At 71.6% G+C, this 14,518-nt stretch carries 9 protein-coding genes and 1 pseudogene; 2 read left to right on the forward strand and 8 right to left on the reverse strand.

Annotation, left to right across the window (positions count from 1 at the left end; genetic code table 11):
* The 3 genes from AB0C62_RS39290 to AB0C62_RS39300 all read right to left on the reverse strand — a co-directional run.
* Positions 1 to 210 (reverse strand): PAS domain-containing protein (locus tag AB0C62_RS39290; RefSeq protein WP_362981703.1); only part of this gene is annotated, 210 nt, incomplete at its 3' end.
* Between the two features lie 222 nt (positions 211 to 432).
* Entirely contained in the window at positions 433 to 2,406 is a 1,974-nt protein-coding gene (locus tag AB0C62_RS39295) for a peptidoglycan recognition family protein (RefSeq protein WP_362981705.1), read from the reverse strand.
* Between the two features lie 265 nt (positions 2,407 to 2,671).
* Complete coding sequence (locus AB0C62_RS39300; RefSeq protein ID WP_362981707.1) at positions 2,672 to 3,811, reverse strand: aminoglycoside phosphotransferase family protein; 1,140 nt, start codon at positions 3,809 to 3,811, stop codon at positions 2,672 to 2,674.
* Positions 3,812 to 4,047: 236 nt separating this feature from the next.
* Here AB0C62_RS39300 and AB0C62_RS39305 point away from each other — a divergent pair, with 236 nt between their 5' ends.
* A complete protein-coding gene (locus AB0C62_RS39305) occupies positions 4,048 to 5,547 on the forward strand; it encodes a hypothetical protein (protein WP_362981709.1) in 1,500 nt (499 codons plus the stop codon).
* Positions 5,548 to 5,692: 145 nt separating this feature from the next.
* On the opposite strand, the gene AB0C62_RS39310 is transcribed toward AB0C62_RS39305, so the two are convergent.
* Together AB0C62_RS39310 and AB0C62_RS39315 are read right to left on the reverse strand one after the other, a co-directional pair.
* Positions 5,693 to 7,165, reverse strand: coding sequence for a SpoIIE family protein phosphatase (locus AB0C62_RS39310; protein WP_362981711.1), 1,473 nt, complete (start codon positions 7,163 to 7,165; stop codon positions 5,693 to 5,695).
* 358 nt (positions 7,166 to 7,523) lie between these two features.
* On the reverse strand, positions 7,524 to 8,204 hold the full coding sequence (locus tag AB0C62_RS39315) for a TetR/AcrR family transcriptional regulator (protein WP_362981713.1): 681 nt from the start codon (positions 8,202 to 8,204) through the stop codon (positions 7,524 to 7,526).
* Positions 8,205 to 8,423: 219 nt separating this feature from the next.
* Between AB0C62_RS39315 and AB0C62_RS39320 the strand changes: the two are divergent.
* Positions 8,424 to 10,454: pseudogene (locus tag AB0C62_RS39320) on the forward strand (phosphocholine-specific phospholipase C).
* An 8-nt stretch (positions 10,455 to 10,462) separates the two neighbouring features.
* On the opposite strand, the gene AB0C62_RS39325 reads toward AB0C62_RS39320, so the two are convergent.
* The 3 genes from AB0C62_RS39325 to AB0C62_RS39335 all read right to left on the reverse strand — a co-directional run bounded on the left by AB0C62_RS39325 (position 10,463) and on the right by AB0C62_RS39335 (position 14,360).
* Positions 10,463 to 11,476 (reverse strand): Gfo/Idh/MocA family oxidoreductase, encoded by a 1,014-nt coding sequence (locus AB0C62_RS39325; RefSeq protein ID WP_362981715.1) that lies wholly within the window; start codon positions 11,474 to 11,476, stop codon positions 10,463 to 10,465.
* Between the two features lie 68 nt (positions 11,477 to 11,544).
* On the reverse strand, positions 11,545 to 12,639 hold the full coding sequence (locus AB0C62_RS39330; RefSeq protein ID WP_362981717.1) for a chemotaxis protein: 1,095 nt from the start codon (positions 12,637 to 12,639) through the stop codon (positions 11,545 to 11,547).
* A gap of 143 nt (positions 12,640 to 12,782) precedes the next feature.
* Positions 12,783 to 14,360, reverse strand: a complete 1,578-nt coding sequence (locus AB0C62_RS39335) for an FMN-binding glutamate synthase family protein (RefSeq protein ID WP_362981719.1) — start codon at positions 14,358 to 14,360, stop codon at positions 12,783 to 12,785.
* Positions 14,361 to 14,518: the final 158 nt, after the last annotated feature.

The following is a 14,518-nucleotide window of genomic DNA, read 5'->3' on the forward strand; positions in this document are numbered from 1 at the left end:
GAAGAGGGCTTCGGTCTGGGCGTTGACGAGGCGGATGGTGCCGGTGTCGTCGACGATGACCATCGCGTCCGGCGCCGCCTCCAACAGCCCCCGAAATCTCTCCTCCGCCCCTGCCGGCACGGTGTCGGGCGGGTCACCACCGCACTGGCACCGCCCCGGGTCCGCCGTGTCGGCGGGACGCGTTGAAGTCCCTTTGACGAAGTCGCCCATGTCCGCCCCAGATGTGCCCGCTTGACGTGATTCGACCCATCTCAGCGCAGACGAACCCCCGATGGGACGACATGTCGTTTACTGGCCCGAGCCCGGCCGAACCTGACCTCGCGGGCACAGTCCCTGGTCGGTTGCCCCGGTCATCGTCGTCGGGAAGAACACCGGGGCCGGGCCCGCACCTGCGGACCGGCCCCGACGGACGGAAAGGAGCTACGGAAGCGGCTACCGAATCAGATCGACGTCCGCGGCCCGCACGAACTCCACCCGGTGTCCGTACTGGATCTCGTAGTACATGTCCTTGCCGATCACTACCTTGTGCCCCGTGGTGTCGAAGGTCGGGGAGAAGAAGTACTCGCCCGGCACCTTGTCACCGGCCGCGTACCGCTGGCCCGCGAGGATCTTGTAGGGCAACGGGGAGACCGCCTGGACGGGAACGCCCGCCGGGTAGGCCGCCGCCTCGGGGTACGCCCTCCCGTACACCGGGACCTCCGCGAGACCCGCCTTGGGTGTCACGACCGGGCCCGACGCGGTCACCGCGGTCGGCTGCTTCTTCGGGTTCTTGAACCAGGCCTTCTGGCCCAGGTACCAGATCGCCGTCCAGTCCCCGGAGCGCTCGGCCACCGCGTAGCGCTGTCCGGTGGAGACGCGCGAGGCCACGTCGTTCACGTCGATCGTCGAGGCCGCACCGCTCGGGTACAGACCGACGTCCTTGACGAGCGGCGAGGTCTCGTCCGGCTGGGAGTAGAGCCGCACCTCGCTGGAGCCGTGCGTGGCGCAGGGCACGTCCTTCGTGACGCAGCCCGTGTACACCGGCTGGTTCTTCGCGAAGGTGGGCAGCACCGTCACCAGCGCGCCGCTCTTCGCGAGCGTGCGGTGGAAGGGGTGCCCGAGCAGCGTGAAGTAGTGCTGCCAGTCCCAGTACGGGCCCGGGTCCGTGTGCATGCCCGGGATGGTCGACGTGGTCGGCCCGGGTACGTTGTCGTGGCCGAGGACGTGCTGCCGGTCCAGCGGGATCGAGTACTTCGCGGAGAGGTACCGCACCAGGCGCGCCGAGGCCCGGTACATCTCCTCGGTGTACCAGGCGTCCGGCGAGGTGAGGAAGCCCTCGTGCTCCAGACCGATCGACTTCGCGTTGACGTACCAGTTGCCCGCGTGCCAGGCCACGTCCTTGGCCTTCACGTGCTGGGCGATGTGACCGTCGGTCGAGCGCAGCGTGTAGTTCCACGACACGTAGGTCGGGTCCTGGACGAGGTTCAGCACACCGTCCCAGGTCCCTTCCGTGTCGTGGATGACGATGTACTTGATGCTCTCGGACGCCGGCCGGTCGCCCAGGTCGTGGTTGCCGTAGTCGCCGTCCCCGAACTCCTCGTACGGAGCCGGGATCCACTCGCACGACACGGTCCTCGGGCACTCGGTGCCGTCGGCGGAGGCCGACCGCAGCCCGGCGCCGCGCAGCTGCGCCGTGTCGGGGCTCAGCTTCGGCTGCGCGGCGAGCGTCAGCCGCTGGCCGGAGTCCGTCGTGCGCGCCTCACCGGTCCGCAGCACCGCGTACACGTCGTCGGCGTACGTCGCCGCCGTGGAGCTGTCGTCGGCTCCCGAGAAGCGCGCGACCGCGCCGTACCAGTCGGCCGGGTCCGCGCTGAGCGGCCGGCCCAGGTCACGCTGTGCGGCGGCGAGCAGGGCGGCACCACCCTGGACGTTGGCCGCCGCGTCCGTGCGCAGCCGCTCCGCGGGCAGCCCGGTGAGACCGGCCGCCTTCGTCAACGTCTTGAGACGCGCCGGGAGTTCGGCGCCCGTGGGAACCTTCGTGTCCGGCAGCAGCGCCGGACGCGAGCTGTCGCCGCGGGCGTCCTCCGTGCCGTCGCTGTGGTGCGGCGACCCGGCGATCGCCGTCCGGGCGTCGGTGAGATGCATGGGGCCGTAGCCGCCGCTGACGCTCGGGGCACCTGCGTGCGTGTCCCAGCGGGACTGCAGATAGGACACGGCGAGCAGCACGCTCTGCGGTACGTGGTACTCGGTGGCCGCGGTGGCGAAGGCCCCCTGCAGCCCTGCGGCCTCGGGCACCTCGGCGGCGGAACTCGCGGGAGCGGCGCCCAGCAACGGCAGCAGCAGCGCCGCCGAGGCGACGGTCCCCGCTGCCCTTCGGACGCGTCTGCGTCCGGTGGTGCCGTTGGGGTCGGTGGCGGACCGGTGCAATGCAGCCTCCTGGGACGGTCGAGCGCGGTGGGGCGTGCGGGCCGAACGCGTCAGTGCTACCGGCTCCCGGACGATCCGTCAATCATGCGCAGGGCGAGGCGATTTCCCATGTCAGCGACGAGCGAGGAGGTTTCCGCGGCGGTGGCCCTCCCGCCTGCGCGGCATCAGTGGCGTGGACCAATGACCCGAACGGCGGCAGGCCCGGACATGCCGAAGGCCCGCGGTGCGCCACCTTGCGGTGCGCTCCGCGGGCCCTCGGCCCCGGTCAGCGAGTGCCGACCGCCGCGCGAACGGCCCGGCGGGCCATCTGGCAGTCGTCGTGCAGCCGCCTGAGCAGCAGCCGCTGTTCCTCGCCGGACGGCGCGGCAGCCGGGGGGGTCTGGCCCGGTGCCGCCGGTGCAAGGTCGTGCAGGGAACGCTGCACGGCCGTCTCGTAGGTACGGATCTCACGGGTCAGGACGAGCATCAGGTTGACCAGGAAGGCGTCCCGGGACGCCGGTCCCGCCGACTGGGCGAGCTGGCTGATCTGACGGCGCGCCACGGGGGCGTCACCGAGGACGGCCCACAGGGTCGCCAGGTCGTACCCCGGTAGGTACCAGCCCGCGTGCTCCCAGTCCACCAGCACTGGACCGGCCGGTGAGAGCAGGATGTTCGACAGGAGGGCGTCGCCGTGGCAGAACTGGCCCATGCCCTGGCGCCCCGAGGAGGCGGCGATGCCGTGCACGAGCTTCTGGAGGTCGCCCATGTCCCGGTCCGTGAGCAGGCCCAGTTCGTGGAAGCGCGAGATCCGTTCCGCGTAGTCCAGCGGGGCGTTGAACGTACCGGCCGGCGGCCGCCAGGTGTTCAGCCGGCAGATCGCGCCCAGCGCCGCCCGGATGTCCGCGCGGGGCGGGGCCTCGACCGGATGCCGCTGGAGCGCTGCCACCCGGCCGGGCATCCGCTCGATCACCAGGGTGCAGTTCTCCGGGTCCGCCGCGATCAGCCGGGGCACCCGCACGGGCGGGCGGTGCCGGACGAACGAGCGGTACGCAGCTATTTCATGCCGGATCCGCTCGGCCCAGACGGGGGAGTGGTCCAGTAAACACTTGGCGACGGCCGTGCTGCGTCCCGTCGTACCGACGAGGAGCACGGAGCGTCCGCTGCGCCTGAGCACCTGGACCGGAGCGAACTCCGGACAGATCCGGTGCACCGACGCGATCGCCGTGCGCAACTGGGCGCCCTGAGGGCCGGACAAGTCGAGTCTCCCGCTGAGCGGCTGGGTGCCGAGCCCCGGCACGCGCCGCGCCCGGCCGGCCCCGAGCACGGGAGCCGCCTGACGCGCGGGGTCGAGGTAAGGGCCGCTGCCCACCGGGCGGGAGTGCAACGACCGGGGCGGAGCGGACACGGAGGACGATGCTGTGTACATGGGCGAAACAGATCCCTTCGTGTGCCTGCAAGTTGCTGCGCTCCCCGCCCGGCCGTCCCTGGGGTTCATCCTGGGGAATGGCCCTGCGGTAACCGGGTCGGGGTGGCGCATTCCTACCTGACACCCGACGTCCACTGGCACACCATCTGGCGCACCCTGGCGAACCCTGGCGAATAGTCGCTCAGCAACTGACAGGCGGTTACTGTCGAAATCAGCCGAGAACCTGGGGGCTTGACGTGAACGGACAACCCAACACCCGCCTGGCGGACCTGTTCGGCCTGGCCGGCTGGTCCAAGGGCGAACTCGCGAGGATGGTCAACCGGCAGGCGGCGGCCATGGGCCACCCCCAGCTGTCGACCGACACCTCGCGGGTGCGGCGGTGGATCGACATGGGAGAGATCCCGCGCGATCCGGTGCCGCGGGTGCTGGCGGCTCTGTTCACCGAGCGTCTCGGCCGTGTCGTGACCATCGAGGACCTCGGTCTGGTCAGGCACGGGCGCGCGGGGAAACGGCAGGGCGGCGGGAGTGTGGAACACCCCGACGGAATGCCGTGGGCGCCCGAGCGAACCGCCGCGGTCCTCACCGAATTCACGGGAATGGACCTCATGCTCAACCGACGCGGCTTGGTGGGCGCGGGTGCCGCGCTCGCCGCGGGATCCGCACTCAGCTCTGCCATGCACGACTGGCTTCGCACCGATCCGGCCCTCACCGCCGACGCTCCGCAGTTCGACGATCCCCTGCACGCCGACCCCGCTGGGTTCGACCGCTACGAGGCCGCCCCCATCGGGTCGCAGGAGATCGAGGAACTGGAGCGCTCCGTCGAGGTGTTCCGGGCCTGGGACGCGTCCCGCGGTGGCGGGCTGCAACGCAAGGCCGTCGTGGGCCAGCTCAACGAAGTGGGAGGCATGCTCTCCTACCGTCACCCCGACCATCTCCAGCGGCGCCTGTGGGGCGTCGCCGCTAACCTCGCCGTCCTCGCGGGCTGGATGTCGCACGACGTCGGCCTGGAACCCACGGCCCAGAAGTACTTCATCATCGCCACGCACGCGGCCCGGGAGGGCGGCGACCGGCCCCGGGCCGGCGAGGCGCTCTCCCGGGCGGCCCGCCAGATGGTGCACCTGGGCCGGCCGGACGACGCGCTCGACCTGATGAAGCTCGCCAAGTCCGGTTCGGGCGACGAGGTCCTGCCGCGCACCCGGGCCATGCTCCACACCATCGAGGCCTGGGCGCAGGCATCGATGGGCAAGGGCCAGGCCATGCGGCGCACCCTCGGCGTGGCGGAGGACCTGTTCGTCTCCGACCGCGGTGACGTGCCTCCGCCGAGCTGGATGCAGCTGTTCGACGAGGCCGACATGCACGGCATGCAGGCCCTCGCCTACCGGACCCTCGCCGAGCACGAGCCGGCGGCGGCGGCGACGGCGCAGCGGCACGCCAAGGAGGCTCTGAAACTAAGGGAGTCGGGGCGGGACCGGTCGAAGATCTTCGACCACATCTCGCTGGCGTCGGCCTGCTTCATCGCCGACGACCCCGAACAGGCCGACCGGTACGCACGACTGGCTCTGACATCGATGGGATCCAACTCCTCCCACCGCACCTGGGACCGGTTGCGCGAGATGTACCGGCTCACCGGGCAGTACTCCAGCTACCCGAAGATCAGTGATCTGCGTGAGGAGATCAAGCTCGCGCTGCCCAGGATGGCGTCGAAGCCCCGGGGCGGCAACAGCGCGCGGGCCTGAGGAGAAGGGCCCGTCCGAGCGGTACTCCGGCTGCTTGGGTCGCCACCGTGACGGGGAGTGACGAGCGCGAACTCGGGGCAGGGGACTGTCGGGTATCGGGGCAGGGACCATCGGGTCGGGGACTGACGGGTCAGGAATCGGCCGGTCAGGAACCGATTCCGACGACGAGGACGCAGGCGTCGTCCGTGCGCTCCGTCTCGCCGAACTCCTCGATGACCAGCCGTACACAGTCCTGGGCCGTGCGGGCCGCGTCGAAGCGCGGGGCCAGGCCGAGCAGGCGTCGGACGGCTTCCGACTCCGCCTCGCTCCCGGTCTCGCCGGGGCGGGATGCTGCCGGTCGTCGCGGGACCAGTCCGTCGGTGTGCAGGACCAGTACGTCGCCTTCCTGGAGGGTTTCCTCGGCCTGCCCGTAGGCGGCGCCGGGCGTGGCGCCCAGCAGGACGCCGTCCGGCGGGGTCAGCGCGCGCCCCGTCCCGTCGCGGAACAGCAGCGGGGCGGGGTGTCCCGCCTGCGCCCAGGTGAGGGTGCGGGTCTCGGGCCGGTAGCGGCAGCAGAGGGCGCTGCCGAGGGCCGGCTGGACGGTGGTGTCGAGCAGGTGGTTGAGCCAGGAGAGGAGCTGACCGGGCTGGGTGCCCGCCACGGCCATGCCGCGCAGGGCTCCCAGCATCATCGCCATGCCCGAGGTCGCGGCCACCCCGTGGCCGGACAGGTCGCCGACGCTCAACAGCGTGTCGCCGCCGGGCAGTTCGAGTGCGTCGTACCAGTCGCCGCCGACCAGGGCGGCGGGGGAGGCGGGGAGGTAGTGGGCGGCGAGGTCGAGCGTCTGGGGGCCCTGGCGCGGGAACCGCAGTGAGCCGCGCCAGGGCGGCAGTACGGCCTCCTGCAGTTCGACCGCGAGCCGGTGCTCGGTCCGGGCGGCCTGTTGTTCGCGCTCCAGCGAGTCACGGGTCTCGGTCACGGTCCGCTGACTGCGGCGCAGTTCGCTGACGTCACGCACCACGGCCCACATCGCGGCGGTGCTGCCGTCGGCGCCCAGCACGGGCTCACCCATCATGTGCACCGTGCGTAGGCCGCCGTCGGGCCGGACGATGCGGAACTCCCCGTCGATGGGTTTGGCGTCGATGAGGCAGTCCGTGACCATGGTCGTCAGCATCGGCCGGTCCTCGTCGAGGACCAGGGACGGCAGTTCGTCGAGGGTGAGGGGGGGAGCGGCGGCGTCACGTCCCAGGATCTGGTAGAGCTCCCCGGACCAACTCGCCTCGTCCGTCAGCAGGTTCCACTCGGCGCTGCCGACCCGGCTCAGCAGTGAGCCGCGCCGGGAAGGGGCCGGAGCGGCCGGTGGCGCGGGGACGGCGGGGGCGACAGGCTCAGCCGGAGCGGCCGGTGGTCCTTCCCGGAGCTGCGCCAAGTGCTCGTCCAGGTCGTTCAGTTGGTGCAGTGCCAGGGTGCACAGCGCGCGCTGCCAGCGTCCTTGTACGTCCTCGCCGTCGGCGGGCGCCTCACGCCGGACGGCGTCCACCTCGCCACGCAGGCGACGCGTCTGCGAGATGAGCGCGTCGACCGAGCCGTGCTGCGACGGCTGGGCGGCTGGGCGGTCCGCAGAGAGATGGGGAGGCATGAGGTACTCCGATGCGGGGACGGTACAACCTGGCCTGACGGAAGGACCGTTACGACTGTCGCACAGCCCGCGACGCGCTGTAAGGGATTTGGCAACACCCGGTACGGTGGTGCTTCTGACATATGCCGCAGTCCTCCCGGAGTGGGCGACCGGTCCAGATGCGGTAGCCGCTCGGGAGGTCAAGTCGTAGACAGAGTACGTGACTTGAGCCCGAGGTGGTGGACCCGGACGGGTTTCTCAATCGCCTGTTCGAGGGTCGTTTGTGCGAGTCCCGTGCGTCACGCGTTCGCCTGTCGCACCAGCCGTCCCGGACGAGCCCTCCGCGTGCCCGGCGCGTGCGCCGCCGCCCGTGCGTGACTCAGAGCGAACGCAGGAAGTCGGTCACCGTGGTCTCGTAGAGAAAGGAGGGATCGATCCCCATCGAGGCGAAGTTGTCCTCGATCTCCAGGCCGACCAGGCCGTGCAACTGCGCCCAGAGCAGGGTGGACCGCACGGCCACCGCCTCCGGAACGTCCTCGAAGGTGTGCCGCTCCATCCATGCCCGGAACTCGGCCGCCGCGCCCCGCGGCACCTCCGTCCCGGACTCCGCCAGAGCGCCCACGGCCTCCAGGAGCACCGTCATGGCGGGCTGCGCGGCCTCGACCAGGCGGGACGACTGGGCGTCGTAGCCCTGGAGCGGGGCTCGGAACAGCAGGCGGTAGCGGTGCGGCTCGGCCCGTGCCCAGGCGCGGTACGCCCGGACCAGCTCCTCGATCCGGGTGGCCGCGTCGCCCCGGGAGGCCTCGGCGGCGCCGGCGAGGGCCGAGGCCAGGTCGGCGTAGGCGTCGATGACCAGCTCGGTCAGGAGGCTGTCGCGGTTGGTGAAGTAGCGGTAGAGCGCGGGGCCCGTCATGCCCAGCTGCTTGGCGATCGCGTTGAGCGACAGGGCCTCCGGGCCGCCGTCGGCCAGCTGGCGCAGCGCCGCGGTCTTCACTTCCTGCCGCACCTGCGCGCGGAACCGGTCGCGCGGGCCCGTCCCGGTCCGGGTGTCTGCGGCCATGTCGTCGCCTCTTCGTCTCGGGGGAGCAGGAGTGTTAGATACTATCACGCACGCAATAAGGGGTAACGGTCGTGGCTCGGAGTCCAGGCACATCGCGCACGGCTTCCGCCGCTGTTCACCCACCTCTCACCGCATCGTCATGGCCTTCGACGATCACTCGGTGCACGCTTGCGCGCGGTGTGCCACAGGGGCACTCCACTCAGTGACGAGGGCGGGCGAATGACACCGATCAGCCGAAGAGGCTTCGTGGGGCTCGGCGCATCCGTGGCGGCCGGAACCGCGATGGCCGTCGGAGCACGGCCCGCGGCGGCCGCGACCACCGCGGCGACCGCCACCGGCACCATCACGGACGTACGGCACGTCGTCGTCCTCATGCAGGAGAACCGCAGCTTCGACCACTACTTCGGGCGCCTCAAGGGCGTCCGCGGCTTCGACGACCGCAGCGGCATCACACTGCCCGGCGGATACCCGGTCTTCAACCAGCGCAACGGCACCGGCCGGCAGTACCCGTGGAAGCTCAGCTCCACGCCCGCGGCGGGCGGCGCCGACGGCGCGACCCTCGCGCAGTGCAACGGCGACCTCCCGCACTCCTGGACCTCCCAGCACGGCGCCTGGAACAAGGGACGGCTCGACAACTGGGTCTCGGGCGTCGGCAACGCCCGCTCGCTCGGCTACCTCGACCGCACCGACATCCCGTTCCACTACGCCCTCGCCGACGCCTACACGATCTGCGACGCCTACTTCTGCTCCACGCTCAGCGCCACCGGCCCCAACCGCACCTACCTGTGGAGCGGCAAGGTCGACGGCACCAGCTAAGACGGCGGCGACGAGTCCGGACTCACCTGGCAGAACTACGCCGAGGCGCTCCAGGCGGCGGGAGTGACCTGGAAGGTCTACCAGAACGCCCAGGACAACTACGGCGACAACGGCTGCGCCTACTTCAAGAAGTTCGCCTCCGCCCAGGCCGGCGACCCTCTGCACGACCGCGGCATGGCGTCCGTCCCGAGGGTCACCGGCTCCACTCCCGACGACATCGCCGCGGCCATCAAGGCCGACGTGCTCGCCGGCACCCTGCCGCAGGTGTCCTGGGTCGTCGCCAACCAGGCCTTCTCGGAGCACCCCTACGCCCCGCCCGGCGACGGCGCCCACTTCGTCGACCTGGTGTACAAGGCCCTCGCCGCCGACTCCGACGTCTTCGACTCCACCGTCCTGTTCCTCAACTACGACGAGAACGACGGCTTCTTCGATCACGTGCCGCCACCCGCGCCGCCCGCCGGCACCGCGGGAGAGTTCCTCAACGGCGTCCCGTACGGTCTCGGCTTCCGCGTCCCGCTGCTCGTCATCTCGCCCTGGACGCGCGGCGGCTGGGTCTCCTCGGAGGTCTTCGACCACACCTCCGTGCTGCGCTTCCTGGAGACCTGGACCGGGGCGCTCGGCAAGCCCGCGGCCTGCCCCAACATCAGCGCCTGGCGGCGTGAGGTCACCGGCGACCTGACCGGCGTCTTCGATTTCGCGCACCCCGTCCACGGCACTCCAACGCTGCCCGCCACGAGCGTCATCGGCATGGACACCTGCGGTCCGCTGCCCAACCCGGTGCCCGCCACCAACGCGATGCCCGTCCAGGAGCCCGGCACCCGGCCCGCCCGCGCCCTGCCGTACCAGCCCAACGGCTACCTGGACCACCTGGAGTTCGGGGCCGCCGGCAAGATCCTCGCCTGGTTCACCATGGCCAACCAGGGCATCCCCGCCAAGCGGGCCGCGCACTTCTCGCTCCACCCGAACGCCTACCGCGACACCACGCCCTGGCAGTACACCGTGGACGCGGGCGGGACCGCCGCCGACTCCTTCAACATCGGCACCGGGTACGGCGACGGCACGTACGACTTCTCGATGGTCGGGCCCAACCGCTTCCTGCGCCGCTTCACGGGGGACGCCACGAAGGCGGGCAAGTCGGCCGAGGTCGCCTCTCGTTACGCGGCCGAGCCCGGCACGGGGAAGACGGCCCTCTACCTCAAGATGACCAACTCCTCCGCCGCGTCGGTGAAGTTCACCGTGGTCTCCACCCACTACCGCGGCGACGGCCCCTGGACGTACACCGTCGCCGCGGGCGCCTTGGCCGAGGACTTCTTCAACGCGGTCGCCTACCAGAACGGCTGGTACGACTTCACCGTGACGGTCGACTCCGACACGACCTGGTCGCGCCGGTTCACCGGGCACATCGAGACCGGCGCCGCGAGCGTCAGCGGCTGATCAACGGGTCAGGCGTACAGCTCCGGGCGCGGAGCGAGGTCGACGGCCACCCGGCCGCCGTTCTCCAGCGCCCGGACTCCCGCCTCGGCGACGGCGGACGCCGCGTACCCGTCCCAGACGCCGGGTCCGGTGACCCGGCCGGCCCGGGTGGCGTCCACCCACGCCCGTACCTCACGGTCGTAGGCGTCGGCGAAGCGCACGAGGTAGTCCTGCGCCACCTCCTCGTACCGGCCGGCCGCGGTGGTCACGGCCATCGTGCGCTCGTCCCCGACGCGGGCGCTTCCCGCCTCACAGACGGCCTCGCACGCGACCTGGTAGCCGAACCCCGAGTTCACGAAGATCTCCACGTCGACCAGCGCGCCACCGGAGGTCTCGAACACCACGAACTGTGGGTCCTGCAGCCCCTCGGGGGCGTTCGAGGCGGGCCGCGGACGGAGCACGGTCACCGCCGTGAGCTCCTGGCCCAGCAGCCAGCGCGCCGCGTCGATCTCGTGCGAGACGGAGCTGTTGACCAGCATCGCCGAGGTGAAATGGGGCGGCGAGGCGACGTTGCGGTGCGTGCAGTGGAGCATCAGCGGACGGCCGAGCCGCCCGCTGTCCAGCAGGGACTTGAGGCGCTCGTACTCGGCGTCGTACCGGCGCATGAACCCGACCTGCGCCAGCCGCCGCCCGAGCCGGACCTCCGCCTCCACCACCCGCAGTGCACCGGAAGAGTCAGGCACCAGCGGCTTCTCGCAGAGCACCGGCAGCCCGCGCGCGAACGCCGCGAGCAGAGCCTCCTCGTGCGCGGGACCGGGGGAGGCGATCAGTACGGCGTCGACGCCGGGCGCGTCGAGCGCCGCCTCCGCCTCGGCATGCACCGACACCCCGTCGACGCCCGCCACGGCCTCCTCGGCCCGTGCCGTGTCGGGATCCGCCACGGCGGCCACCCTGGCGCCGCTCACGGCCCGGTCGAGTCGACGAATGTGGTCGGCTCCCATGTGTCCGGCACCCAGTACCGCCACACCCAACAGCTCACTCACGCGTTGCGCACCTCTCCGACGACAGCTCGGATCCTTCGTCCCTGCGATCCGATTGTCGGCCGGAGAGATCAATAACGCAGCACCCCGGCGATGCCTTTCGCGTCACCCAGGCCCCCGTCGGGGACGAACCGGACATCGGCGCCCGTCTCCAGGCAGCGTTCGACGATCTCGTCGACGATGTCCTCCCGCGCGTCGAGGTCACCGCCCGCGGCCGGGACCAGGTGGTCACCGTCGTCGCGGACCGTGGCGCGGTAGTTCTCCTCGACGGCGAGCAGCCTGATCCGGCCGTCGGCCGCGTTCTGCCACACCTCGTCGACCCCGGCGGCGAACTCCTTGCGTCCGCGCGCCGAGTCCAGTTCCCTGGCCACCTCGTCGGCGGACGTCCGCGCCTGTGCGGCGATCATCGGGCGGACCGCCTGCCATACGGCGTCGGGCGACCCGTTCGCCAGGCCGCCATGCGCGATGTGCCCGCCCTCCTTGGTGACCGTGCCGATCTCGTCGAGCAGCGACAGCGCGGCGGCGTCACCGGTGACGTACAGCGGCCGCGGGTGTTCGCGCAGGATCGCGTTCATCGCGGTGTCCGCGTCCCGCAGGAACTGCCGCGTCCGCTCGTCGCGGAAGGTGCTCGGCAGATCACCTACGCGCTCCTTGCGCTCGGCGTCGGGGTCCTCCAGGCTCCGGGTCAGCGGGAAACCGCCCCGGTGCTCCTCGGAGACCCGGTCGGCGCCGCCGTTCCACAGCGTGACCCGGTCGGCGGAGACGGAGAGCACCCAGAACGGACGCTCGGCCGCCTGGGCCGCGACGAGGTTGCGGGTCAGGAAGGTGTCCGACAGGACGACCCGCTCGGGCACGGAGCGGGCCAGCGACCACACCTGGTGCTCACCGGGGGCCGCGAAGATCACCAGACCGTCCTCGGCGTGGGCCAGATCGATCTCGGCGACCGCCCGGTCCAACTGCTCGACGACGTCCGCCCGCAGCTCGCGGGTCACCGCCGGGTCCGCCTCCAGCTGTCTCCTCGCCGCGGCCACGACATTGCGCAGCCGCACCGGGTCCTGGGCGTTGTCGGGTTCACGGCGGTGGGTCGGCGTCAGCACCGACACCGCCGGATAGGGCCGCGGCCGGCGCAGCTCGGTCAGGGTCGCGGGGCTGAGTGCGTGCTCCATACGAGCACCATAGGGCGGATCTGCATATCGGGCATTTGGTGTATTCGGTCGTACGTCCCGCGTGGGTCGCCGGGCACCGCCGCCGAGGTCGCTCCGCAGCGCGAGACGGCGGACGACGGTGGCCGCCGGCCGGGGGGACGCGGTCAGAAGGCGTCCGGGTCGGCGGCCGCCCAGTCCGCGTCCCAGGACAGCGGAGGCTCGGCCAGCAGCACCCCGGGCGCCAGCCACTCGTACAGCTCCGCGTAGGTCCGTACGGTCGTCGGTCCGATGCGCCGCAGCAGACGGTGGGGGGTGAGCTCCCGCGGATCGCGTACGCCCATCGCGGCCATGATCTGGCTCGCGCTGCGCACGGTGGCGCGCTGGTACCGGTGCACCCGCTCGGACTTGTCGGCCACGTCCAGGGCACGGACCCGGCGCGGGTCCTGGGTCGCCACCCCGACCGGACAGGTGTTGGTGTGGCACCGCTGGGCCTGGAGGCAGCCGACCGCGAACATCATCGCGCGGGCCGCGTTCGTGTAGTCGGCGCCCTGGAGGAGGCGCTTGACGATGTCCGAGCCGGTCGCGACCTTGCCGCTCGCGCCGATCCGGATCCGGTCGCGCAGTCCGGTGCCGACCAGCGCGTTGTGCACCGTGATCAGCCCCTCGGTCAGCGGCGTGCCGATGTTGTCGGCGAACTCCAGGGGCGCCGCTCCCGTGCCGCCCTCCGAGCCGTCCACGACGATGAAGTCCGGCGTCACGCCCTCGGCGAGCATCGCCTTGCAGACGGCGAGGAACTGACGCCGCGAACCGACGCAGAGCTTGAATCCGGTCGGCTTGCCGCCCGCCAGCTCCCGCATCCGCGCGATGAACCGCACCAGCTCACGGGGCGTCGAGAAGACCCGGTGGTACGGCGGCGACACCACGGTCCCGCCCTCCGGCACCCCGCGCGCCCGCGCGATCTCCGCGGTCACCTTCGCCCCGGGCAGCACGCCGCCGATCCCCGGCTTCGCCCCCTGGGAGAGCTTCAGCGACACACACTTCACCTCGGGCAGCGCGGCCTTGTCCGCGAACTCCCGTGCCTCGAAGTCCCCTTCGGCGGTACGGCAGCCGAAGTACCCGGTGCCGATCTCCCAGACGAGGTCGCCGCCACCCCGCAGATGGTGGTCCGACAGACCGCCCTCGCCGGTGTCGTGCGCGAAACCTCCCAGCGCCGCGCCCCTGTTGAGGGCCACGATCGCGTTCGCCGAGAGGGCTCCGAAGCTCATCGCGGAGACGTTGAGCAGCGCCATGTCGTAGGGCTGCGTGCAGTCCGGGCCGCCGACCCGGACGACGGGCGCCTCCTCGGGCACCTCGATCGGGCGCATCGACGGCTCCAGGAACTCGTAGCCGTCCTCGTACACGTCACGCTCCGTGCCGAACGGCTCCTCGGCCTCGGCGCCCTTGGCCCGCTCGTAGACGATGGTGCGGACCTCACGGTCGTAGGGCCGCCCGTCGAAGTTCCGCTCGACGAAGTACTGCTGGAGTTCGGGGCGCAGTGCCTCCAGAAGGAAGCGCAGATGGCCGAGGAGCGGGTAGTTGCGCAGCACGGAGTGACGGCGCTGCGTCAGGTCCCAGCCGCCGAGCGCGGTCAGCGCGAGCAGCGGGCCCGCCGCGCACCACCACCACGCCGAGACGGTGCCCACCAGGAGCAGCGCCCCGGCCGCACCGAGGGCGACGAGGAGCAGAGAGAGCATCCGGCGCACCCCCCGAGTCAAACCCATGGGGGCGGAAGCCGCCGACCGGGACACCCGCCGATCACGCGGGTGCCACGGCCGGTGGCCGACGATGAGATACGCCTCCCAGTGCCGGCCCACCCCGCGCCGGTCGGCGAAGGCGCGGACGCCGTTCACCCACCACACGA

Origin of the sequence: Streptomyces sp. NPDC048643 (assembly GCF_040650615.1) — a bacterium.
In the GTDB taxonomy this organism is placed as follows: Bacteria; Actinomycetota; Actinomycetes; order Streptomycetales; family Streptomycetaceae; genus Streptomyces.

What these genes read in the sequence shown, in the direction of transcription:
- AB0C62_RS39330 (WP_362981717.1), bottom strand. Translation starts at nt 12,639, where the DNA reads ATGGAGCACGCACTCAGCCCCGCGACCCTGACCGAGCTGCGCCGGCCG.
- AB0C62_RS39300 (WP_362981707.1), bottom strand. Translation starts at nt 3,811, where the DNA reads ATGTACACAGCATCGTCCTCCGTGTCCGCTCCGCCCCGGTCGTTGCAC.
- AB0C62_RS39310 (WP_362981711.1), bottom strand. Translation starts at nt 7,165, where the DNA reads ATGCCTCCCCATCTCTCTGCGGACCGCCCAGCCGCCCAGCCGTCGCAG.
- AB0C62_RS39315 (WP_362981713.1), bottom strand. Translation starts at nt 8,204, where the DNA reads ATGGCCGCAGACACCCGGACCGGGACGGGCCCGCGCGACCGGTTCCGC.